Source organism: Streptomyces endophyticus (genome assembly GCF_035798155.1).
Lineage (GTDB): Bacteria > Actinomycetota > Actinomycetes > Streptomycetales > Streptomycetaceae > Streptomyces > Streptomyces endophyticus.
Window position 1 is genome coordinate 16343 of the sequence record NZ_JAOZYC010000165.1, and the last position, 21987, is coordinate 38329.

Below are 21987 nucleotides of genomic sequence, written 5' to 3' on the forward strand. Positions count from 1 at the left end.
GACGAAATCCCTTCTGAACCCCACCGCGAGATTCGTGCTGTTGAGGCTCGTCGGGCTCGCCGCAGTGCTGCTCGTCGCCTCCTTCCTCGTGTACGGGCTGCTGTATCTGGTGCCGGGCGGACCCATGGCGTTCCTGCTGGGCAACCGCACCGGAACGCCCGAGCAGATCGCCGCGATCCGCGCCCAGTACCACCTCGACGACCCGTTCCTGGTGCGCTACTTCAGCTGGCTCGGCGACGCGCTCGGTGGTGACCTCGGCCGCTCGCTCGTCTACCGGCAGGACGTCACCACGCTGCTCGCCACGCGCGCCGCCACCACCCTGTGGCTCGTCGTGTACTCGTCGGTGCTCATCGTCGTCGGCGGGCTCGCCGCCGGCACCCTCGCCGCGCTGCGCGGAGGCCGCACCGACGCCGCAGTCACCGGGGTCTCCTCCGTCCTGCTCGCCACCCCGGTGTTCGTCATCGGCGTCGTCCTCGTGATCGTGTTCGCGCGCGGGCTCGGCTGGTTCCCGGTGTTCGGCGCGGGCGAGGGGCTGTGGGACCGCGTGCACCACCTCACCCTGCCCGCCCTCACGCTGGCCGTCGGCTCCGCCGCGTATCTGGCCCGGATCACCCGCGCCTCCGTACGCGAGGAGATGGGCCGCGAACACGTGGAGACCGCCCGCAGCCGGGGGCTCGCCGAGACCCGGATCGTGCGGCGGCACGTGCTGCGCAACGCGGCCGTGCCCGTCACCACCGTCATCGGCCTCACCGTCGCGGGGCTGCTCGCCGGGGCCGTCGTCGTGGAGAACGTGTTCGCCCTCGACGGCATCGGCTCGCTGTTCGTCCGCGCCATCATGCAGCGGGACTTCGCCGTGGTGCAGGCCGTGGTGCTCGTCCTCGTGGCGTCCTTCGTCGTCGTCAACCTCGTCGTCGACCTCTTCTACTCCGTCCTCGACCCCCGGATGGCTCGATGACCACCGCCCTCACCACCTCGCTGACCGCCGCCCGCAGAGCGGTGCCGCGCGACCCGCTCGCCCGCGCCGCGGCCGCCGTCCTCGCCCTGATCGTCCTTGGCACCCTCGCGGCGCCCCTCGTGGCGCCCTACGACCCCGACCTCCCCGACCTGTTCAACACGCTCGGCTACGCCACGCCAGGACACTGGCTCGGCGGCGACGCCCTCGGCCGCGACGTGCTGTCCCGGCTGATCTGGGGCGCCCGGCCCACCCTGCTCGGCCCGGTCCTCGTGATCGCCGTCTCGGCCGTCGTCGGCACCACCCTCGCGATCACCGCGGCGTGGTGCGGCGGCTGGGTGGACATGGTCGTCTCCCGGGTTCTCGACGTGCTGTTCGCGGTGCCCGGCATCGTGTTCGCACTGCTCTCGGTGGCCGTTCTCGGCCCCGGTCTGATGCCGGTGGCGCTCGGCCTCACCGTCGCCTACACCCCGTACGTCGCCCGCGTGGTGCGCGGCGCCGCGCTGCGGGAGCGGAACCTGCCGTACGTCGCGGCCGCCTGGGTGCAGGGCCGGCCCGCGGTCACCATCTGCGTACGGCATCTGCTGCCGAACCTGCGACCGATCATCGTGGCGCAGGCCGTGTCCGCGCTCGGCTACGCCGTCATCGACCTCGCGGCGATCTCCTTCCTCGGCCTCGGCGTCCAACCACCCACGCCCGACTGGGGGTTGATGGTGAAGTCGGGCCTCGACAGCGCCATGCGAGGCAATCCGATCGAGGCCGTGGCCGCGGGTGTGGCGATCGCCCTCGCGGTGTGCGCGGTGAACGTGCTCGGCGACCGGCTGGGGAGGGACCGATGACCAGCACATCCATGGAGCGGGAAGCGACACCGCTGCTCGCCCTGCGCGGGTTCGGGCTCGACATCCCGGTCGCGGGCGCCAAGGGGGTGCGCAGGACGCTCGTCGACCGGGTGGATCTCGTACTCGGCCGTGGCGAGGCGGTCGGCCTCGTGGGCGAGTCGGGATCAGGGAAGTCGATGACCGCGCGCGCCGTCATCGGCCTCACCCCGCAGGGCGCGCGCACGCACGGGCACATCGAGTTCGACGGTACGGACGTGGGCGCCCTCGGCGGCCGTGCCCTGCGCGCCCTGCGGGCCCGCAGCGTCGCCATGGTCTTCCAGGACCCGCGCGCCCACATCAACCCGGTGCGCAGCGTGGGCGACTTCCTCACGGAGGCGCTGGTCGCCGAGCGTCGCGTGGCGCGCAGGGAGGCCGAGCGCCGCGTCGTCGCGATCCTCGCCGACGTGGGCATCCCCGACGGGGCGCGGCGGCTTCGCCAGTATCCGCACGAACTCTCCGGCGGCCTGCTGCAACGCGTCATGATCGCCTCCGTGCTCGCGGCCGAACCCGATCTCGTCCTGGCCGACGAGCCGACCACCGCGCTCGACGTCACCGCCCAGTCCGAGGTCATGGCGATCCTCGACGAGGCGCGGCGGGCCCGTGGCCTGGCGCTGCTGCTGATCACGCACGACCTGGAGCTGGCCGCCGCGACCTGTGACCGGCTCGCCGTCATGTACGCGGGCCGCACGGTGGAGACCCAGCAGGCCGAGGCGCTCACCTCGCGCCCCCGCCACCCCTACTCGGCGGGCCTGCTCCGCTCCCGCCCGAGCCTCACCGAGCGGGCGCACCGCCTCCCGGTGATCCCCGGCCGCCCGGTCGCGGCCTTCGAGGCGAAGGAGGAGAGCGCCGGCTGCGCGTTCGCCCCGCGCTGTGCGCACGCCGTCGAGGCCTGTCATCAACAGGAGCCGGAGGAACGGGAGTTGGCCGACGGAGTGCGAGTGGCGTGCCTGCGGGCGGAGGAGGTTGCGACATGGTGAGCGACAGCGGCGGGACCGTGCTCGACGCGGTCGGTCTGCGCAAGGTGTTCGGTGAGGCCGTGGCCGTGGACGACGTGTCGTTCACGGTCGGCGCAGGGGAGTGCCTGGCGATCGTCGGGGAGTCCGGCTCCGGCAAGAGCACGGTCGCGCGGATGCTGCTCGGCCTGGAGGCGCCCGACGCGGGGCGCCTCACCGTGTGCGGGAGGGAGCGCGCCGCGCGGCGCCGCGTGCCGTCGGCCGAGCGGCGGCGCCGGGCCCGCGAGATCCAGATCGTGTTCCAGGACCCGTACGCGTCCCTGGACCGGTTGCAGCGCGTCGGCGACGTCGTCGAGACCGCGCTCGCCCTGCACTTCCCGTCGTCGGCCGCCGAACGGCGGTCGCGGGCAACGGAGTTGCTGGAATCGGTCGGCCTCGCGAGCCGCCACGCGGAGCTGCGCCCCGCCCAGCTCTCCGGCGGCCAGCGCCAGCGCGTGGCCATCGCCCGCGCGCTCGCCGTGGAGCCGCGCGTCCTCGTCCTCGACGAGGCGGTGGCCGCGCTCGACGTGTCGATCCAGGCGCAGATCCTCAACCTGCTCGCCGACATCCGCGAACGCCGCGAGATCGCCTACGTGTTCATCTCGCACGATCTGGCCGTGGTCCGGCAGATCAGCGACCGGGCGCTGGTGATGCGCGCGGGCCGCGTCGTCGAACAGGGCCCGACGGAAGGCCTGTTGGCGAATCCGCGAGAGGAGTACACCCGGCAGCTGCGGGCGGCGGTGCCGGGGCCCGGCTGGCGCCCGGCCCGGCGGACGAGCGCGGTCTGAGCGCGCGGGTGAGGGGGCGGGCGTGGGAGCCCGCGCCCCTCACCCGCACGGGTGGCAGATGCAGGACGCGCGTAGAACGCGCGCGGGGGCCTCTTGCCAAGCCTCACTAAGAAGTCCACGATTGTGCCTTTCAGCGGCGGCTCGGCACTCGGTACTCGGCATTCGATACTCGACACGAGGGGCTCCCCATGGACTTCGGACTCGTCCTGCAGACCGACCCGCCCGCGTCCGCGGTCGTGGACCTCATGAAACGCGCGGAGCGCTCCGGCTTCACGTACGGGTGGACGTTCGACTCGTGCGTGCTGTGGCAGGAGCCCTTCGTCATCTACAGCCGGATCCTCGCGGAGACCGAGCGGCTGACGGTGGGTCCGATGGTCACCAACCCGGGCACGCGCACGTGGGAGGTCACCGCCTCGACCTTCGCGACGCTCAACGACATGTACGGCAACCGCACCGTGTGCGGCATCGGGCGCGGCGACTCCGCGATGCGGGTCGCCGGGCGCAAGCCGAACACGCTGGCCCGGATCAGCGACGCGATGAAGGTGATCCGCGCGCTGGCCCGGGGCGAGGAGGCCGACCTCGGCGGCGGCTCCGTCGTCCGCTTCCCCTGGGTGCGTGACGGCGCCGAACTCCCCGTCTGGATGGCGGCGTACGGGCCCAAGGCACTCAAGATGGCCGGCGAGGAGGCCGACGGGTTCATCCTCCAGCTCGCCGACCCGTTCCTCACCGAGTGGATGGTGAAGGCGGTGCGGGACGCGGCAATGGCGGCGGGCCGCGACCCTGCCGCGGTGAAGATCTGCGTCGCCGCGCCCGCCTACGTCACGGCCGACGACTCACCGCAGGCGCTGGCGCACGCGCGCGAGCAGTGCCGCTGGTTCGGCGGCATGGTCGGCAACCACGTGGCCGACCTGGTGGCCAAGTACGGCGCGCACTCCGGCATGGTCCCGGACGCCCTGACGGAGTACATCAAGGCGCGCGAGGGGTACGACTACGCGCACCATGGCCGCTCCGGGAACCCGGACACGGCGTTCGTGCCCGACGAGATCGTGGACCGCTTCTGTCTGCTCGGCCCGCCCGCCGCCCACCTCGAAAAGCTGTCGGCGCTCCGGGAGTTGGGCGTCGACCAGTTCGCCGTGTACGCCATGCACGACGCGAAGGAGTCGGTGATCGAGGCGTACGGCAGGGATGTGATCCCCGCGCTGCACGCATGACGCGACCGGCGATCGAGCGTTGAGCAATATCCGTACCAGGCAAGGCAGTTGACGGCATCCGCACCCGCACGGCCGCTGTTCCCGTCTCCCTGAGCAGAACGGACTGCCCATGACCGACACCGCCCCGAGAACACCCCGGCCCGCGGTGGAGCTCGCCGCCGACGCCTACCCCGCCGGCAGCCGCTACGCCAATGAGGACCTGCGCCCCGTCCCGCTCGCCGACCGTCGCTGGACCACGTACAACTTCGTGGCCCTGTGGATCGGGATGGCGCACTGCATCCCGTCGTGGACGCTCGCGTCCGGGCTCGTCGCCCTGGGCATGGACTGGAAGCAGGCGGTCCTCACCATCGCCCTCGCGAACGTCATCGTGCTGCTCCCCATGCTGCTGACCGGGCATGCCGGGCCCAAGTACGGCATACCCTTCCCGGTCCTGGCACGGGCCGGCTTCGGCGTCCGCGGCGCCAACCTGCCCGCGCTGGTGCGGGCCGCGGTGGCCTGCTGCTGGTTCGGCATCCAGACGTGGATCGGCGGCCAGGGCATCTTCGTCCTCCTCGGGAAGATCTTCGGAGGGTGGACGGGAGCGGCCGAGGTCGGCGGCTATCCGTGGACCCTCTGGCTCTGCTTCTTCCTCTTCTGGATCCTCGAACTCGCCATCATCTACCGGGGCATGGAGACGCTGCGCCGCTTCGAGAACTGGGCGGCGCCGTTCGTGCTCGTCGGCGCGGTGGTGCTGCTGGTGTGGATCGCGAACAAGGCGGGCGGCTTCGGCCCGCTGCTGCACGAGCCGTCGAAGGTCGGCTGGGGCCCGGACTTCTGGAAGGTCTTCTTCCCCGGCCTGATGGGCATGATCGGCTTCTGGTCCACGCTGTCGCTGAACATCCCGGACTTCACGCGCTTCGGGAAGGGACAGCGCGCGCAGGTCTGGGGGCAGACATTGGGCCTGCCGACGACCATGACCCTGTTCGCGCTGATGTCGGTCCTGGTGACGGCGGGTTCGGAGAAGGTCTACGGGGCGCCCATCTGGGACCCGGTGGCGCTGGCGGGCAAGACGGACAACGTGTTCGGGCTGCTGTTCGCGCTGGTCACGGTGTTCGTGGCGACGATCTCGGTGAATGTCGCGGCCAACGTGGTCTCACCCGCGTACGACCTGGCGAACCTGGCCCCGAAGCTGATCAGCTTCCGCACGGGCGCGATCATCACCGGCGTGGTGGGTGTCCTCGTCATGCCGTGGAAGCTGACGTCGACGCCCGAGCTGTACATCTTCACCTGGCTCGGTGTGGTCGGCGGGCTGCTCGGCACGGTCGCGGGCATCCTGATCGCCGACTACTGGATCGTGCGGCGGACGGTGCTGCACCTCGCCGATCTGTATGTGCGCGGCGGGCGTTACTGGTACCGGGGCGGCTGGAACTGGCGCGCCGTCCTCGCCTTCGTGGTCGGCGGCGTGCTGGCCGTCGGCGGCTCGTACTCGACGTTGAACGCGAAGGGCGAGAAGGCGGGACCGTTCCCCCTGGACGGTCTGATCCCCTTCCTCAAACCGCTGGCCGACTACGGCTGGGCCGTGGGACTCGGGGCGTCGCTCGTGCTGTACACGGTGTTGATGGCGGGGCAGCGGCGGGACTGACCGACCGACCCCAACTTCTGTGACGTGCCTCATTGACGGACCCGCACTTCATCAGGTTTGGTATACCAAACCGGGAGTGCGGGTCCGTCTGCATGTGGCTTGCCAAATGCCCGAATTGGGCGGTCAGTTCACCCGTGAGGAATCGGTGTTTTCTTCGCGTACACCTCTTGATTACCGCAAAACTGGCCCGTAGCGTCTTCCCGCCAAGAGGAAACGAAGTTCCTCATCGCGGAAAATGTGGACATCCAGGAGCGCGTCATGGCTGCCGTGCACGAACAGACCCCCACCGCCGCTGTCGACGGGCCCGCCCGCACCAGTCCGGGTCTCTACAGTCCCGATCTGGCCCCCACGAAGAAGGAAGGGCGCCGCTGGGGCGCGTACAACGTCTTCACGCTGTGGGGCAACGACGTGCACAGCCTGGGCAACTACGCCTTCGCCGTGGGCCTGTTCGCGCTCGGGCTCAGCGTCTGGCAGATCCTGATCGCCTTCGTGGTCGCCTCCGTACTGCTCTTCGGGCTGCTGACGCTCTCCGGCTACATGGGCCAGAAGACCGGCGTGCCCTTCCCGGTGATGAGCCGGATCGCCTTCGGCATCCGCGGGGCGCAGATCCCCGCCGCCGTGCGCGGGGCCGTCGCCATCGCCTGGTTCGGCATCCAGACGTATCTCGCCGCCGTCGTGCTCGGCGCCGTGGTCAAGAAGCTGGCGCCCGGCGCCGCCTCGCTCGACCACAACTCGATCCTGGGCCTGTCCACCCTCGGCTGGATCACCTTCCTGGCCCTCTGGGTCATCCAGGTCGTGATCGTCAGCTACGGCATGGAACTGATCCGCAAGTACATGGCGTTCGCCGCGCCCACCATCCTCATCACGATGTGCGCGCTCGCCGCATGGATCTTCGTCAAGGCGGACATGTCCATCGCGGTCTCCACCGGCTCCGCGCCCACCGGGCTCGACGCCTGGCGGCAGATCCTGGAGTCCGCCGCGCTGTGGGTCGTCATCTACGGCACCTTCGTCCTCAACTTCTGCGACTTCACCCGCTCCGCGAAGAGCCGCCGCGCCATCGTCGCGGGCAACCTCGTCGGCATCCCGCTCAACATGCTCTTCTTCGCCGGCATCGTCGTCGTGCTCTCCGGCGGCCAATTCGCCATCAACGGGAAGGTCATCGCGGGCCCCGAGGACATCGTCGCGACCATCCCGAGCACCCCGCTGATGGTCCTCGCCTCCCTGGCCTTCATCGTCCTGACCATCGCGGTGAACCTGCTCGCGAACTTCGTAGCGCCCGTCTACACGCTGGTCAACCTGTTCCCGCGCACGCTCAACTTCCGCAAGGCCGGCATCGTCAGCGCCGTCATCGGGCTCGTCATCCTGCCCTGGAACCTCTACAACAGCCCGACCGTCGTGAACTACTTCCTCGGCGGACTCGGCGCCCTGCTCGGCCCCGCCTTCGGTGTCGTCATGGCCGACTACTGGCTCGTCCGCAAGACGCGGGTCAACGTCCCCGACCTCTACACCGACGCCGCCGACGGCGACTACCACTACCGCTCCGGCTTCCACCTGCGGGCCGTCGGCGCGTTCGCCCCGTCCGCCGCCGTCGGGGTCGTGATCGCCCTCGTCCCCGCGTTCAAGTCGCTCTCCGGGTTCTCCTGGTTCATCGGCGCCGGCCTCGCCGCGCTGCTCTACGTTGTGCTCGCGGACCGCAGCCGCACCGCGAACGACGTGGACGGCGAGGAGATCGCCGTCCCCGCCGCCTGACCCGCCTCACCGAAAACAACAAGAAAGCTGTAGCCCGCCATGCGCATTCTCGTCTGCAACGTCAACACCACCGAGGACATGACCGAGAGCATCGGTGCGCAGGCCAGGGCCGTGGCCTCGCCCGGCACCGAGATCGTGCCGCTCACCCCGGCGTTCGGCCCCGACTCCTGTGAGGGCAACTACGAGAGCTACCTGGCCGCGATCGCCGTCATGGAGACGGTCCGCGCCTACCCGGAGCCCTTCGACGCCGTCGTGCAGGCGGGCTACGGCGAGCACGGCCGCGAGGGGCTCCAGGAGCTGCTCGACGTCCCGGTCGTCGACATCACGGAGGCCGCCGCGAGCACGGCGATGTACCTCGGCCACAAGTACTCCGTGGTCACCACGCTCGACCGGGCCGTGCCGCTCATCGAGGACCGCCTCAAGCTGGCCGGGCTCACCGACCGCCTCGCCTCCGTACGCGCCAGTGGCCTCGCCGTGCTCGACCTCGAACGCGACCCGGACGCCGCCGTCAAGGCCATCGTCGAGCAGTCCGCGCGGGCTGTGGAGGACGACCGGGCCGAGGTCATCTGCCTGGGCTGCGGCGGCATGGCGGGCCTCGCGGACGAGGTCGAGGCGCGCACGGGCGTGCCCGTCGTCGACGGTGTCGCCGCGGCCGTGACCGTGGCCGAGTCACTCGTCCGGATGGGCCTGAGCACGTCGAAGGTGCGCACGTACGCGCCGCCGCGCCCCAAGCAGTTCAAGAACTGGCCGCCGAACAAGGGCTGAGTCAGGAGCCCTTGTCCGAGCCGAGCGAGGCCGCCGCGTCCCCGGCGGCCTTGCGGGCGCCTCTGATCACGGTGTCGTTCGACGGCGCGCCCTTCGACTCGAAGTCGCTGCCGTTGTAGGTGACGGTCAGCAGCAGGTTCCCCGTGCGGACCGTCACGACGGACTCGCGGGTGTCCTGCTTGTCCTTCGTCTTGAGCGAGCTCGTCACACGCGCCTCGTCCCCGAGGCCCTTGAGCGGGCTGGTCCGCTTCTCGCCGTCCCCGGCCGCGAACGCCTTCTTCGCCAGGTCGTCGGAGTCCTTCACCTCGAAGGAGACATCGAGCCAGCGGTAGTCGTACCCCTTCAGGGCGCTCCACGAGCAGCCGCGGCGGACCGACTCGTCGGTGGCCGACAGCTCCTTGCCCGCCGTCTTGGCGTCCGGCACGAGGGACGTGACCGTCGACTTGGGCAGCGCGCTACAGGGGGCAGGCGGCTTCGGATACGTCTTCGAGGCCACGGACTCACCGGGCTCGTCGGGCGCCGAGGACGACTGCGGCGCCGACTCGGAGCCTTCCTTGCCCGCGGACTGCTCCGCCATGGGACCCGAATAGGCCCAGCCCGCGCAGGCGAGCACGGCGACGGGCAGCAGGCGTGCGGTCAGGGTGACCGGGAGCGGGAGAGAACCCACGGCGTACGTCCCTTACGTCAGGGCGGGCGGGGGACGCCAGTCTCACATGAGTTGCTGTGTGCGGATACCGCCACTTCCGTCACTGCGGCATCACGCTGGGGCGTCGGTCTGGAGGGTCCGTGGGTTTGCCGGGGCGGACCGGTAGGATCCGCAAACGTTGTTGGAGGCCGCGGGCGCTGGGCTCGCCGAGGTGGTTGGGGGTCGGCGTGGTAGCTGGTCGTGTGGTGCGCTTCGACGGAGCGCGCGGTTATGGATTCATCGCCCCGGACGACGGCGGCGAGGACGTCTTCCTGCATGTGAACGATCTCCTGATCCCCGAGTCGTACATCCGTACGGGCCTCAAGGTGTCCTTCGACATCGAGGAGGGCGACCGCGGGCCCAAGGCCTCGTCGGTGCAGCTCGCCGAGGGTGCCTCGGCCCCCACGCCCGGCCGGCACGCGGCCGAGGGCGACGACGTGCTCTGCGATGTGCTGCGCGTCGACGAGTTCACGAACGAGGTCACGGAGCTGCTGCTGCGCTCGGCTCCCTCGTTGACGGGTGAGCAGATCCTGGCGATCCGCCGGGAGTTGGTACAGAGCGGCCGTAAGCACGGCTGGGTGGACAGCTGAGGCGCGTCGCGTCAGGGGTGGCACTTCCGCGCTGAGCTGAGCTGAGCTGAGCTGAGCTGAGTTGCGCGGGCAATTTGTGGGCATGAGCCCCCTTTTGCCGCTTGGGGTTATCCAATCTTCACCAAGGGTTGTCCGGATCCCGGACAACCCTCTTGTGTGCGGACTGTATGCGAAATACGTTCTGCCGTATTCCTTGATCGCACACCGATCGCCCACCCCTCATTCCTGGCGGAGGTATGCCCTCGTGCGCCGAACAGCGGTTGCCCTGACGGCAGTTGTCCTGGCGATGTCCACTTTGTCGGCATGTGGCTCTTTGCAGTCCTCGGCCACGGAGGTGGGCGGGGAGCGGATGTCCGACAACCGCCCGGTCCGTGACGGCGGAACGCTGACCGTGGCCCTCAACGCCGACCCCGACAAGCTCGACCCGACCCTCGCCCAGACCCTCGTGGGCCGCACCGTCTTCGCGGGCATGTGCGAGAAGCTCTACGACGTCAACGAGCAGGGCAAGGTCGTGCCGCAGCTCGCGACCCACCTGCCCGAGGTCTCCAAGGACGGCCGCACCGTCGACTTCGACGTACGCGAGGACGGCCGGTTCAGCGACGGCACCAAGCTGAACGCCGACGCCGTCGTCACCTCCCTGCTGCGCCACCGCGACCTGGCCGGCTCCGCCCGCGCCACCGAGCTCACCCCGCTCAAGTCGGCGAAGGCCACGGGCCCGTACAGCGTCAAACTCACCCTGAAGCAGCCGTACGTGCCGCTGACCGCGGTGCTCGCCGACCGCTCCGGCATGGTGATGTCGCCGACCGCGCTGAAGAAGTACGGCAAGAACTTCACCAACCACCCGTCCTGTGTGGGCCCCTACCGGTTCGTCGAGCGCGTCGGAGGCGACCGCATCGTGGTCGCCAAGGACCCGAACTACTACGACGCCAAGAACGTCCACCTGGACAAGGTGATCTACAAGCCGATCCCCGACGGCAGCGTCCGCCTCGCCAACCTGCGCTCCGGCGACGTCCAGATCGGCGACCAGATGGTCCCCGTCGACGTGAAGAGCGCGCTCACCGACAACAAGCTGCGGCTCTTCAACTCGCCCTCGCTGGGCTACCAGGGCATCGGCATCAACGTCGGCAACGTCAAGGGCCTCGGCCAGGCGCCCGGCAAGGTCGACACCCCGATGGCGAAGGACGTCCGCGTCCGCGAGGCCTTCGAGCTGGCCATCGACCGCGACCTCATCAACAAGGTCGCGTTCCAGGGCATGTACGAGCCCGCCTGCGGCCCGATGTCCCCGGCGTCCGCGATCGCGCCCGGCGTCAAGGCCTCCCAGTGCCCGAAGCGCGATCTCCCCAAGGCCAAGCGGCTGCTGAAGGAGGCGGGCGTCAAGGGCGCCGTGCACGTGGAGCTGAAGATCCCCACGACGCCCGAGTGGAGCCGCATCGGCCAGGTCGTCCAGGCGATGGTCAAGGACGCCGGATTCGCCCTGACGCTGCGCCCCACCGAGTACGCCACCATGCTCGAAGAGACCGACGACGGCCACTACCAGGCCTTCCAGAGCGGCTGGTCGGGACGGCTCGACCCGGACGGCAACATCGCCAGCTTCCTGCAGACCAAGGGCGCGATGAACGCCTACGGCCTGGGCAACCCCAAGATCGACGAGCTGATCAAGCGCGGCCGCACCGAGTCCGACCCCGCCGAGCGCGACAAGATCTACGCCGAGCTGATCCACAAGGTGAACGCCGAGCACACCCTGATCTACCTCTACCGCCAGAAGAACTACGTCGTCACCGGGAAGGACGTCGCGGGCCTGCACGTCTACGGCGACGGCCTCGTCCGAGTCAAGGATGCGGGGTACGTCAAGTGACGACCGCTGAAGCAGCCATCCAAAAGGCCACAGTGAAGAAGTCCGGGCTGTTCGCCGGGCACCCGATGGCCACGTACGTCCTCACCCGCATCCGGCAGTCCGTCATCACGATGTTCCTCGTGTCGATCGTCGTGTTCGCCGGCATCCGCGCGCTGCCCGGCGACCCGGCGCTCGCGCTCGCCGGTGAGGAGCGCAGCCCGAAGGCGCTGGCCGCGATCCGCGCCAGTTACGGGCTCGACGACAACATCGTCGTCCAGTACGCCCGGTTCATCGGGCACGCGCTCCAGGGCGACCTGGGCAACTCCTCGCGCACCGGGCTCCCGGTCTCCGACGCCATCGCGCAGGCGCTGCCCGTCACCCTCGAACTCGCCGCGCTGTCCCTGCTGCTGGCGATCGTGCTGGGCGTCGGCGCCGGTGTCGTCGCGGCCGTGCGGCGTGGCAAGACCGCCGAGTGGATCGCCAACGCCCTTGCGCTCCTTGGGCTTTCGGTACCGACCTTCTGGCTCGGCATCATCCTCGTGCTGGCCTTCGCGATCGCCCTCCCGGTCTTCGCGGCCTCCGGCTTCGTCCCGTTCGGCGCCGACCCGCTCGACAACCTGCGCCGCATGGTGCTGCCCGCGATCGTCCTCGGCTCTGGACTCGCCGCCGTCGTCATGCGCCAGACCCGCGCCGCGATGCTCGACTCGCTCTCCGCGGACTACGTGCGCACGGCCCGCGCCAAGGGCCTCTCGCGCCGCGAGGTGGTCGGCGGGCACGCGCTGCGCAACTCGCTCGTCACCGTCGTCACCGTGCTCGGCCTGCAACTCGGCCACCTGATCTCCGGCGCGGTCGTCACCGAGCAGATCTTCGTGCTCCCCGGCTTCGGCAAGCTCACCATCGACGCCGTCTTCACGCGTGACTACGCGACGCTGCAAGGCGTGGTGCTGTGCACGTCGTTCGCGTACATCTTCATCAACCTGCTGGTCGACGTGGCGTACTCGGTCATCGACCCGCGCATCCGGCTCGGAGGTGCCCGGTGACCACGCTGGCTCTCACAGGAATACGCGCCCGGGCCGCCGGGAACGCCAAGCTGCGCGCCCTGCGCAAGAACAAGCTCGCCATGACCGGCGCCGTCATCGCCGTGATCTTCGTGCTCGCCGCGCTGTTCGCGCCGCTCGTCGCCCCGTACGACCCCGCGCGCGCCAACTTCGACGACGTGCTCGCCGCGCCGAGCTGGGCGCACTGGCTGGGCACCGACGACCTCGGGCGCGACCAGCTGTCCCGCGTCGTGTTCGGGGCCCGCGCCTCGATGCAGGTCGGTGTGCTCGCGGTCGTGCTCGCCTTCGTCGTCGGCGTCCCGCTCGGGCTGCTCGCCGGGTACTACGGCAAGGTCGCCGACAGCGTCGTGTCCCGCGTCACCGACACGATGCTCGCCTTCCCGTTCCTGGTCCTGGCCGTCGGCCTCGCCGCCGTCCTTGGCCCCTCGCTCACCAACGCGACCATCGCGATCGGCATCTCGCAGATCCCGGCCGTCATCCGCATCTCCCGCGCCGAGACGCTCCGCCTCAAGCACGTGGACTACGTGGCCGCGGCCATCGCCAACGGAGGCGGTGACGGCACCGTCCTGTTCCGGCACATCCTGCCCAACGCCACCTCGGCGCTGATCGTGCAGGCCACCGTGGGCATCCCCACCGCCATCATCGGCGAGGCCCTGCTCAGCTTCCTCGGTCTCGGCGTGCAGCCGCCCGAGCCGTCCCTCGGCGTGATGCTGTCGTCCGCCCAGTCCTTCCTCGCGCCCGCGCCCTGGATGGCGGTGTTCCCCGGCCTCGCGGTGGTCGCCGCGACGCTGGCGTTCAACCTGCTCGGCGACGGCCTGCGCGACGTCCTCGACCCCCGTGGAGCGACCCGATGAGCGCCCCTGTGTCCACTGAACCCGTCCTCAGCGTCCGGGACCTGTCGGTCTCGTTCCGCTCCGACACCCGCACCGTGCACGCCGTCGACCAGGTCTCCTTCGACCTGCGCGCCGGTGAAGTGCTCGCCGTGGTGGGGGAGTCGGGCTGCGGCAAGTCCGTCACCTCCATGGCCGTCATGGGGCTCCTCCCGCCCACCGCGCACATCACAGGATCCGTCCGGATCGGGGAGAAGGAGCTCGCGGGCGCGGACGACAAGGCGTACGGGAAGATCCGCGGCAACGACATCGCGATGATCTTCCAGGAGCCCATGACCTCCCTGAACCCGGTGCTCACCATCGGGCGGCAGATCGGCGAAGTGCTCCGCCGCCACCAGGGGCTGAACAAGAAGCAGGCACGCGCGCGTGCCGTCGAACTCCTCGACCTCGTCGGCATCCCGGCACCCGCCGAGCGCGTCGACGAGTACCCGCACCAGCTCTCCGGCGGCATGCGCCAGCGCGTCATGATCGCCATCGCGGTCGCCTGCGACCCGGCCGTGCTCATCGCCGACGAGCCGACGACCGCGCTCGACGTGACCGTGCAGGCGGGCATCCTGGAGGTGCTGCAGTCGCTGCGCGAGCGGCTCGGCACCGCCATCGTCCTCATCACGCACGACCTCGGCGTGGTGGCCGACACCGCCGACCGGGTGCTCGTCATGTACGCGGGCCGGCCGGTCGAACAGGCGCCGGTGCACGAGCTGTTCGCCGACCCCAAGCACCCGTACACGCGCGGACTGCTCTCCGCCGTCCTGCGCCCCGGAGGCGAGGGCAAGCGGCGGCTCCCCGAGATCCCCGGGCTCGTGCCGAGCCTCGACTCCCAGCCCGACGCCTGCACGTTCGCGCCGCGCTGCGCCCGCGCCGACGACACCTGCACGTCGAGCCGTCCCGGCCTCAAGGCCGTCGCCGCGGACGCCGGGGCCGACGCCCCGCACCGCGCAGCCTGCTGGCACCCGCACACCCTCCAGGAGACCGTTTCATGAGCCCCGACAAGCCCGGTAAGAGCGCACCGGTCCTTGAACTCGTCGACCTGGAACGTCACTTCGCGGGTTCCGGCGGCACCGTGCGCGCCGCCGACGGTGTCACCCTGACCGTCGGACGCGGTGAAGTCGTTGGCCTCGTCGGCGAGTCCGGCAGCGGAAAGTCGACTGTCGGGCGCTGCGCCGTCCGTCTCGACGACCCCACCGGCGGCACCGTGCGCATCAACGGCACCGATGTGACCACCATGTCGCGGCGCGCCCTGCGGCCGCTGCGCAAGGACTTCCACCTGGTCTTCCAGGATCCCTCGTCCTCGCTCGACCCGCGGATGACGGTCGGCCAGATCATCGCCGAGCCGCTCAAGCTGCACGGCATCGCGAAGGGCGAGGCGGCACGCGCGCGCGTGGCCGAACTCCTCGACCAGGTGGGGCTGCGCCCCGAGCACGCCGACCGGCACCCGCACGAGCTCTCCGGCGGCCAGCGCCAGCGCATCTCCATCGCCCGCGCGCTGTCCGTCGAGCCGGAGCTGCTGATCGCCGACGAGCCGACCTCCGCGCTCGACGTGTCGGTGCAGGCCTCGGTCCTCAACCTCCTCGCCGACCTCCAGCGCGACCGCGGCTTCGGCTGCCTGTTCATCACGCACGACCTCGCGGCCGTCGAGTACCTCGCCGACCGGATCGCCGTCATGTACCTCGGCCAGATCGTCGAACAGGCGCCCACGCGCGAGCTGTTCGCGGACCCGAAGCACCCCTACACGCAGGCGCTGCTCTCGGCCGCGCCCGTCCCGGACCCGACCACCCAGCGCAGCCGCGAACGCATCGTCCTCAGCGGCGAGTTGCCCAGCCCGCTGGCCCCGCCCGCCGGCTGCCGCTTCCACACGCGCTGCCCGCTCGCCGTCGACCGCTGCCGCACCGAAGTCCCGGCGCTGCGCACGCTGGAAGGCGGCCGGGAGGTCTCCTGCCACCTCGTCGCCGAGGACGGCACCGCGCCGGACGCGGCGGAACCACCGGCCGCCCTGTCGGCAGCGTCTCGTACGATCCCCAGCACCCGCACCGCCACCAGCTAGGAGCCTCCTTGTTCACCACCCGCCCGACTCTCCAGGGCACCTTCGGCATGGTGTCCTCCACGCACTACCTCGCCTCCCAGTCCGCGATGGCCGTCCTGGAGGACGGCGGCAACGCCTACGACGCCGCCGTCGCCGCGGGCTTCGTGCTGCACGTCGTGGAGCCGCACCTGAACGGGCCCGCAGGCGAGGTGCCGATCATCCTCGCGCCCACCGGGGGAGAGGTGCAGGTGCTGTGCGGGCAGGGCGGAGCCCCGGCGGGCGCCACCGTCGCGCACTACAAGTCCCTGGGCCTCGACCTCGTCCCCGGCACCGGACCGCTCGCGGCCGCCGTGCCCGGCGCGTTCGACGCCTGGATGCTCCTCCTGAAGGACCACGGCACCAAGACCCTCGCCGAGGTCCTCAAGTACGCCATCGGATACGCCGAGGACGGGCACGCGCCCGTGGAGCGCGTCGGCGAGACCGTCGAGACCGTGCGCGAGCTCTTCGAGACCGAGTGGCCCTCGTCCGCCGAGGTCTACCTCGTCGACGGCAAGTCCCCCAAGCCCGGTGAACTGCTGCGCAACCGGCAGCTCGCCGCCACGTGGAAGCGCCTCATAGCCGAGTCCGAGGAGGCCGGCGGCGCCGGCAGTGCCAACCGCGTCGCCCAGATCGAGGCCGCCCGCGCCGTGTGGCGCACGGGCTTCATCGCCGAGGCGCTGGTCCGCCAGTCGCAGCGGCCCACGAAGGACACCAGCGGCGAACGGCACACCGGCACGCTGACCGCCGAGGACCTCGCCGGCTGGTCGGCGTCCTACGAGGCCCCGGCGACGTACGAGTGGAACGGCTGGACGCTGTGCAAGGTTGGCGGCTGGAGCCAGGGCCCCGCCTTCCTCCAGCAGCTCGCCCTGCTCCCGCCCGAGCTGCCCGCCTACGGGTCGGCCGACTACGTCCACCTGCTCGTCGAGGGCTGCAAGCTCGCGATGGCGGACCGCGAGGCCTGGTACGGCGACGCCGATCCTTCGGGTGTCCCCGTGGACGCGCTGCTCTCCGGCGAGTACAACGCCGCGCGCCGCGCGCTGATCGACCCGGAGAAGGCCTCCCACGAGCTGCGTCCGGGCAGCCCGCTCGGCGCCGAGCCGAAGCTCAGCGCCCACGCCCACGCGGTCGCCGCCGGTGAGGAGGGCTTCGACGCCATGGGCGTCGCGGGCGCGGGCGAGCCCACCGTGCAGAAGTCGTCCTCGGACGAGGAGGTGTCCGCGAACGGCGCCACCCGCGGTGACACCTGCCACATCGACATCGTCGACCGCTGGGGCAACATGGTCGCCGCCACGCCCTCCGGCGGCTGGCTCCAGGCCAACCCGGTCGTCCCCGAGCTGGGCTTCCCGCTCGGCACCCGCCTCCAGATGACCTGGCTGGAAGAGGGCCTGCCGAACTCGCTCACGCCCGGCAAGCGCCCCCGCACCACGCTCACCCCGTCCCTCGCCCTGAAGGACGGCGTCCCGGTGCTGGCCTTCGGCACGCCCGGCGGCGACCAGCAGGACCAGTGGCAGGTGCACTTCTTCCTGGCGGTGGCGCTGCGCGGGGCGGTGCGCGGCGGGCTCGACCTGCAGGGCGCCATCGACGCCCCGAACTGGCACAACGACTCGTTCCCCGGCTCCTTCTTCCCGCGCGGCATGCGGCCCGGCTCCGTCACGGTCGAGTCGCGCGTCGGCGAGGAGGTCGTCGCCGAGCTGCGCCGCCGCGGTCACGACGTGACCGTCGGCGACGCCTGGTCCGAGGGCCGCCTGTGCGCCGTCGCCCGCGACCCGCGCACCGGCGTCCTGTCCGCGGCGGCGAACCCGCGCGGCATGCAGGGCTACGCGGTCGGTCGCTGACCCGTCACGGAGAGTGCTTCATGAGTGGGCGGGCGGCACCCGGATGTCTTCGAGGTGTCGCCCGCCGTTCACCTGCCATGGGGGCGTTGTCAGTGGGCTGTGTTCTCATGGAGACATGATCGAAACGAAGACGGAAAGCATCGAAGACTTTCTGAACACGCACATCAACCACAAGCTCATGACCGGCGTCGAGGACATCGTCCGCGCCGCCGCGGCCGCCGAGATCACCCCCCGCTTCCGCAGGCTCGACGCCGCGGAGATCGAGGAGAAGAGCGCGCCGCACGACCTCGTGACGGTCGCCGACAAGCGCGCCGAGGAGTACCTCACCCGCGAGCTCGCCGCCCTCCTGCCCGGCTCCGTGGTCGTCGGAGAGGAAGCGGTCGCGGCCGACCCGGCCTCGTACGAGGCGATACAGGGCGGCGCGCCCGTCTGGATAGTCGATCCGGTCGACGGCACCCGCCAGTTCGTGCACGGCGACCCCGGCTTCTGCACCCTCGTCGCCCTCGCGCTCGACGGCGTGGTGCTCGCCTCCTGGACGTACGCGCCCGCGCTCGACGAAATGGCCGTCGCGGTCCGCGGCCGGGGCGCGCGGCTCAACGGAGAGGTGCTGCACTCCGGACCCCCGGCGCCCGGCACCGACCTGCGGGTCGCGCACTCGCACCCCGACTTCACGAACGATGAGCAGAAGCGCTCCCTGCTCGGCCTGCGCACGGACGGCGTCGCGCCGCGCCCGTGCGGCTCGGCCGGCCTGGAGTACCTGGGCATCGCCCGCGGCACCGTCGACGCGATCGCGTTCGGCTGGGAGCTGGCCTGGGACCACGCGGCCGGGATCCTCCTGGTCGAGGAGGCCGGCGGGGCACACCTCACGCGTGACGGCGTCCCGTTCTCGATCCGCGGTGGAAACGCGCTGCCGTTCACGGCCGCGCGCGACGCGGACACCGCCCGGCGCGTCGCGGGATTGCTGGCGGGCTGACCCGCGCTCCTGCGCTGTCGGTGGCCCGGCATATCCTGTCCGGGCAGTGACCATCGGCTGACAAAGGAGTCCGAAGGTGCCGTCGATGCTCGATGCCGTCGTGGTGGGAGCGGGGCCCAACGGGCTGACCGCAGCCGTTGAACTGGCCAGGCGCGGCTTCTCCGTTGCCGTGTTCGAGGCCGAGGGCACCGTGGGCGGCGGCGCCCGCACCGAGGAGCTGACGCTCCCCGGCTTCCGGCACGACCCGTGCTCGGCCGCACACCCCCTGGGCATCAATTCCCCGGCGTTCAGGGACCTGCCCCTGGACCGGTACGGCCTGGACTGGGTGCAGCACGAACTGCCGATGGCGCACCCCTTCCCCGACGGCTCGGCGGCGACGCTGTCCCGGTCCGTCGCCGAGACCGCCGCCTCCTTCGGCCCACGCGACGCGGGCGCCTACCGCCGCCTGATCGAGCCGCTCCTCCCGCACTGGGACACGCTGGTCAAGGACTTCATGTCGCTGCCGCTGAGCGCGCTGCCCCGCGACCCGGTCACCCTCGCCCGGTTCGGCCTCGTCGGCCTGCCGCCGTCGACGTGGCTGATGCGCCGCTTCCGCGACGAGAAGGCCCCCGCCCTGCTCTCGGGCCTCGTCGCCCACGTCATCGCGCCGCTGTCCGGCTTCGCGACCTCCGCGATCGGCCTGGTCTTCGCGCTGGCCGCCCACGCGCGCGGATGGCCCGTCGCGCGCGGCGGCTCCCAGGCGATCTCGGACGCGCTCGCCGCGTATCTGAAGGATCTCGGCGGCGCCATCCACACCGACTACGAGGTGAAGCGCCTCGACGACCTGCCGCCCGCCCGCGCCTACATCTTCGACACGTCGCCGACGGCCGTCGCCAGGATCGCCGGGCTCGGCCGCTATTACGACCGCTACCGCTACGGGGCGAGCGTCTTCAAGGTCGACTACGCGCTCGACGGACCGGTGCCGTGGACCGCGAAGGAGGCACGCGTCGCGGGCACGGTGCAGGTCGGCCCGTACCGCTCGGACATCGCCAAGGCGCTGAACGCCGCGTCGCGCGAGGGCCGCGGCCCGGCGGCGCCGTTCCTGATCACGGTGCAGCCGACCGTCGCCGACCCCACGCGCGCCCCCGCGGGCAAGCACACGTTCTGGGCGTACGGACACGTGCCGAACGGCTGGGACGGCGACCTGACCGACGCCATCGAGCGCCAACTGGAGCGCTTCGCACCGGGGTTCAGGGACCTGATCCTCGCGCGCGCGACGGCGGGCCCACCCGAACTCGCGGTCCGCAACGCGAACTACGTGGGCGGCGACATCGCCTCCGGCGCGGCCAGCGGCCTCCAGCTCCTGCTGCGCCCCAAGCTCTCCCTCTCCCCGTACACCACGCCGCACCCCGCCGTGTACATCTGCTCATCGGCGTCCCCGCCGGGCCCGGGAGTCCACGGCATGTCGGGCCACAACGCCGCGAAGGCGGTATGGCGGAGACTGCGGGCCGATTAAGCCCCGCCGGCGGTTGAGCATTTCAAGCCCCGCTCTTGGACGAGAGCCAGCGGGGTCCGGGGCAGAGCCCCGAGTCGTCGGACCGGCCGACGTCCATGTCGAATTTCCGCCAGCCATCGGCCTCACCTTGCCCGATGCTAAAGACATGCACACCGACACCGATCGCTGCGTACGCGCCGTGCAGGCCAAGGACACCCGCTTCGACGGAGTCTTCTTCACCGCCGTGGTGACCACCCGCATCTACTGCCGCCCCGGCTGCCCGGTCGTGCCGCCCAAGCCGCGCAACATGCGGTTCTACCCGAGCGCCGCCGCCTGCCAGCAGGCCGGATTCCGGGCCTGCAAGCGGTGCCGGCCCGACACCAGCCCCGGCTCCCCGGAGTGGAATCAGCGCGCCGACCTCACGGCCCGCGCGATGCGCCTCATCGGCGACGGCGTGGTGGACCGCGAGGGCGTTCCCGGGCTCGCCCGCCGCCTCGGCTACAGCGCCCGCCAGATCGAGCGGCAGCTCCTCGCCGAGCTGGGCGCGGGCCCGCTCGCCCTGGCCCGCGCGCAGCGCGCCCAGACGGCACGCATCCTGATCGAGACGACCCAACTCCCGCTCTCAGAGGTGGCATTCGCCTCCGGTTTCGCCTCGATCCGCACCTTCAACGACACGGTCCGCGAGGTGTACGCGCTGTCGCCGACAGAGCTGCGTACGCGCGTGCCCCAGGGGCGGGTGAGTACTCAAGGGGTACTCACCCTGCGGCTGCCGTTCCGCAAACCCCTCAACCCCGACAACCTCTTCGGTCATCTCGCCGCGACAGGCGTACCCGGCGTGGAGGAGTGGCGCGACGGTTCGTACCGGCGCACCCTCCGTCTCCCGTACGGTCACGGCATCGTGGGCCTGACACCGGGTGCCGACCACATCGCCTGCCGCCTGATCCTCACCGACCAGCGCGACCTCACCGTGGCCATCAGCCGCTGCCGCCGCATGCTGGACCTGGACGCGGACCCGGTCGCCGTGGACGAGCAGCTGCGCACCGATCCGCTCCTCGCCCCGCTCGTCGACAAGGCGCCGGGCCGCCGCGTGCCGCGCACCGTCGACGAGGCCGAGTTCGCGGTCCGCGCGGTGCTCGGCCAGCAGGTCTCGACGGCGGCGGCCCGCACCCACGCGGCCCGTCTGGTCCTCGCCCACGGCGAGCCCGTCGACGACCCCGAGGGCGGCCTCACCCACCTCTTCCCGTCCCCGACGGCCCTCGCCTCCCTCGACCCGGAATCGCTCGCCCTGCCCCGCAGCCGCCGCACGACCCTCACCACCCTCGTACGCCAACTGGCCGACGGGGAACTGAGGTTGGGGCCGGAGTCCGACTGGGAAGAGGCCCGCGCCCGGCTCGGCGAACTGCCCGGCTTCGGCCCCTGGACCATCGAGGCGATCGCCATGCGCGCCCTCGGGGACCCGGACGCGTTCCTGCCCACCGATCTCGGAATGCGCCGCGCGGCCCAGGAGTTGGGCCTGCCCCACACTCCGGCGGCGCTGACCGCCCGTGCGGCGGCGTGGCGGCCCTGGCGCGCGTACGCGACCCAGTACCTGTGGGCGACCGACAGTCACCCGATCAACTTCCTTCCCGCGTAA

General features: G+C 71.2%; 19 protein-coding genes. 18 read left to right on the forward strand and 1 reads right to left on the reverse strand.

The genetic code is table 11. The annotated features are described in order from the left end of the window. Positions 1 to 34 precede the first annotated feature (34 nt). The 8 genes from OKJ99_RS33975 to OKJ99_RS34010 all read left to right on the forward strand — a co-directional run bounded on the left by OKJ99_RS33975 (position 35) and on the right by OKJ99_RS34010 (position 8956). Positions 35 to 955 (forward strand): ABC transporter permease, encoded by a 921-nt coding sequence (locus tag OKJ99_RS33975; RefSeq protein WP_326022034.1) that lies wholly within the window; start codon positions 35 to 37, stop codon positions 953 to 955. After that, positions 952 to 1791, forward strand: coding sequence for an ABC transporter permease (locus OKJ99_RS33980; protein WP_326022035.1), 840 nt, complete (start codon positions 952 to 954; stop codon positions 1789 to 1791). Before OKJ99_RS33975 ends, OKJ99_RS33980 begins: the two co-directional genes overlap by 4 nt. Then, positions 1788 to 2807 (forward strand): ABC transporter ATP-binding protein, encoded by a 1020-nt coding sequence (locus tag OKJ99_RS33985; RefSeq protein WP_326022036.1) that lies wholly within the window; start codon positions 1788 to 1790, stop codon positions 2805 to 2807. Before OKJ99_RS33980 ends, OKJ99_RS33985 begins: the two co-directional genes overlap by 4 nt. Beyond that, positions 2801 to 3610, forward strand: a complete 810-nt coding sequence (locus OKJ99_RS33990; RefSeq protein WP_326022038.1) for an ABC transporter ATP-binding protein — start codon at positions 2801 to 2803, stop codon at positions 3608 to 3610. Before OKJ99_RS33985 ends, OKJ99_RS33990 begins: the two co-directional genes overlap by 7 nt. 188 nt (positions 3611 to 3798) lie before the next feature. Further along, the gene (locus OKJ99_RS33995) at positions 3799 to 4821 is read left to right on the forward strand and encodes a TIGR03842 family LLM class F420-dependent oxidoreductase (RefSeq protein WP_326022040.1); all 1023 of its coding nucleotides are present in this window, start codon (positions 3799 to 3801) and stop codon (positions 4819 to 4821) included. Between the two features lie 109 nt (positions 4822 to 4930). Continuing rightward, complete coding sequence (locus OKJ99_RS34000) at positions 4931 to 6442, forward strand: NCS1 family nucleobase:cation symporter-1 (RefSeq protein ID WP_326022042.1); 1512 nt, start codon at positions 4931 to 4933, stop codon at positions 6440 to 6442. A 258-nt stretch (positions 6443 to 6700) separates the two neighbouring features. Beyond that, the gene (locus OKJ99_RS34005; RefSeq protein WP_326022044.1) at positions 6701 to 8191 is read left to right on the forward strand and encodes an NCS1 family nucleobase:cation symporter-1; all 1491 of its coding nucleotides are present in this window, start codon (positions 6701 to 6703) and stop codon (positions 8189 to 8191) included. Between the two features lie 39 nt (positions 8192 to 8230). Next, the gene (locus OKJ99_RS34010) at positions 8231 to 8956 is read left to right on the forward strand and encodes an aspartate/glutamate racemase family protein (protein WP_326022045.1); all 726 of its coding nucleotides are present in this window, start codon (positions 8231 to 8233) and stop codon (positions 8954 to 8956) included. A 1-nt stretch (position 8957) separates the two neighbouring features. Here the strand turns inward: OKJ99_RS34010 and OKJ99_RS34015 are convergent, their stop codons facing one another. Beyond that, complete coding sequence (locus tag OKJ99_RS34015) at positions 8958 to 9623, reverse strand: hypothetical protein (RefSeq protein WP_326022047.1); 666 nt, start codon at positions 9621 to 9623, stop codon at positions 8958 to 8960. 206 nt (positions 9624 to 9829) lie between these two features. Between OKJ99_RS34015 and OKJ99_RS34020 the strand changes: the two genes are divergently transcribed. The 10 genes from OKJ99_RS34020 to OKJ99_RS34065 all read left to right on the forward strand — a co-directional run bounded on the left by OKJ99_RS34020 (position 9830) and on the right by OKJ99_RS34065 (position 21987). After that, positions 9830 to 10231 carry a cold-shock protein gene (locus OKJ99_RS34020; protein ID WP_326022049.1) on the forward strand — a complete coding sequence of 134 codons (402 nt, stop codon included), beginning with the start codon at positions 9830 to 9832 and terminating at the stop codon, positions 10229 to 10231. Positions 10232 to 10580: 349 nt separating this feature from the next. Then, positions 10581 to 12086 carry an ABC transporter substrate-binding protein gene (locus OKJ99_RS34025; protein WP_326022051.1) on the forward strand — a complete coding sequence of 502 codons (1506 nt, stop codon included), beginning with the start codon at positions 10581 to 10583 and terminating at the stop codon, positions 12084 to 12086. Between the two features lie 65 nt (positions 12087 to 12151). Further along, positions 12152 to 13105: an ABC transporter permease gene (locus tag OKJ99_RS34030; RefSeq protein WP_326022088.1), complete on the forward strand. Its 954-nt coding sequence runs from the start codon at positions 12152 to 12154 to the stop codon at positions 13103 to 13105. A gap of 5 nt (positions 13106 to 13110) precedes the next feature. Continuing rightward, positions 13111 to 13977 (forward strand): ABC transporter permease, encoded by an 867-nt coding sequence (locus tag OKJ99_RS34035; protein WP_407700820.1) that lies wholly within the window; start codon positions 13111 to 13113, stop codon positions 13975 to 13977. After that, positions 13974 to 14993 (forward strand): ABC transporter ATP-binding protein, encoded by a 1020-nt coding sequence (locus tag OKJ99_RS34040; protein ID WP_326022053.1) that lies wholly within the window; start codon positions 13974 to 13976, stop codon positions 14991 to 14993. The genes OKJ99_RS34035 and OKJ99_RS34040 overlap by 4 nt, the downstream gene beginning before the upstream one ends. Further along, a complete protein-coding gene (locus OKJ99_RS34045; RefSeq protein ID WP_326022055.1) occupies positions 14990 to 16054 on the forward strand; it encodes an ABC transporter ATP-binding protein in 1065 nt (354 codons plus the stop codon). The genes OKJ99_RS34040 and OKJ99_RS34045 overlap by 4 nt, the downstream gene beginning before the upstream one ends. 8 nt (positions 16055 to 16062) lie before the next feature. Further along, positions 16063 to 17907, forward strand: coding sequence for a gamma-glutamyltransferase family protein (locus tag OKJ99_RS34050; protein WP_326022056.1), 1845 nt, complete (start codon positions 16063 to 16065; stop codon positions 17905 to 17907). A 115-nt stretch (positions 17908 to 18022) separates the two neighbouring features. Beyond that, positions 18023 to 18880: an inositol monophosphatase family protein gene (locus OKJ99_RS34055; RefSeq protein ID WP_326022057.1), complete on the forward strand. Its 858-nt coding sequence runs from the start codon at positions 18023 to 18025 to the stop codon at positions 18878 to 18880. A gap of 76 nt (positions 18881 to 18956) precedes the next feature. Next, positions 18957 to 20375 carry a phytoene desaturase family protein gene (locus tag OKJ99_RS34060; protein WP_326022058.1) on the forward strand — a complete coding sequence of 473 codons (1419 nt, stop codon included), beginning with the start codon at positions 18957 to 18959 and terminating at the stop codon, positions 20373 to 20375. 145 nt (positions 20376 to 20520) lie between these two features. Next, on the forward strand, positions 20521 to 21987 hold the full coding sequence (locus tag OKJ99_RS34065; RefSeq protein WP_326022059.1) for an AlkA N-terminal domain-containing protein: 1467 nt from the start codon (positions 20521 to 20523) through the stop codon (positions 21985 to 21987).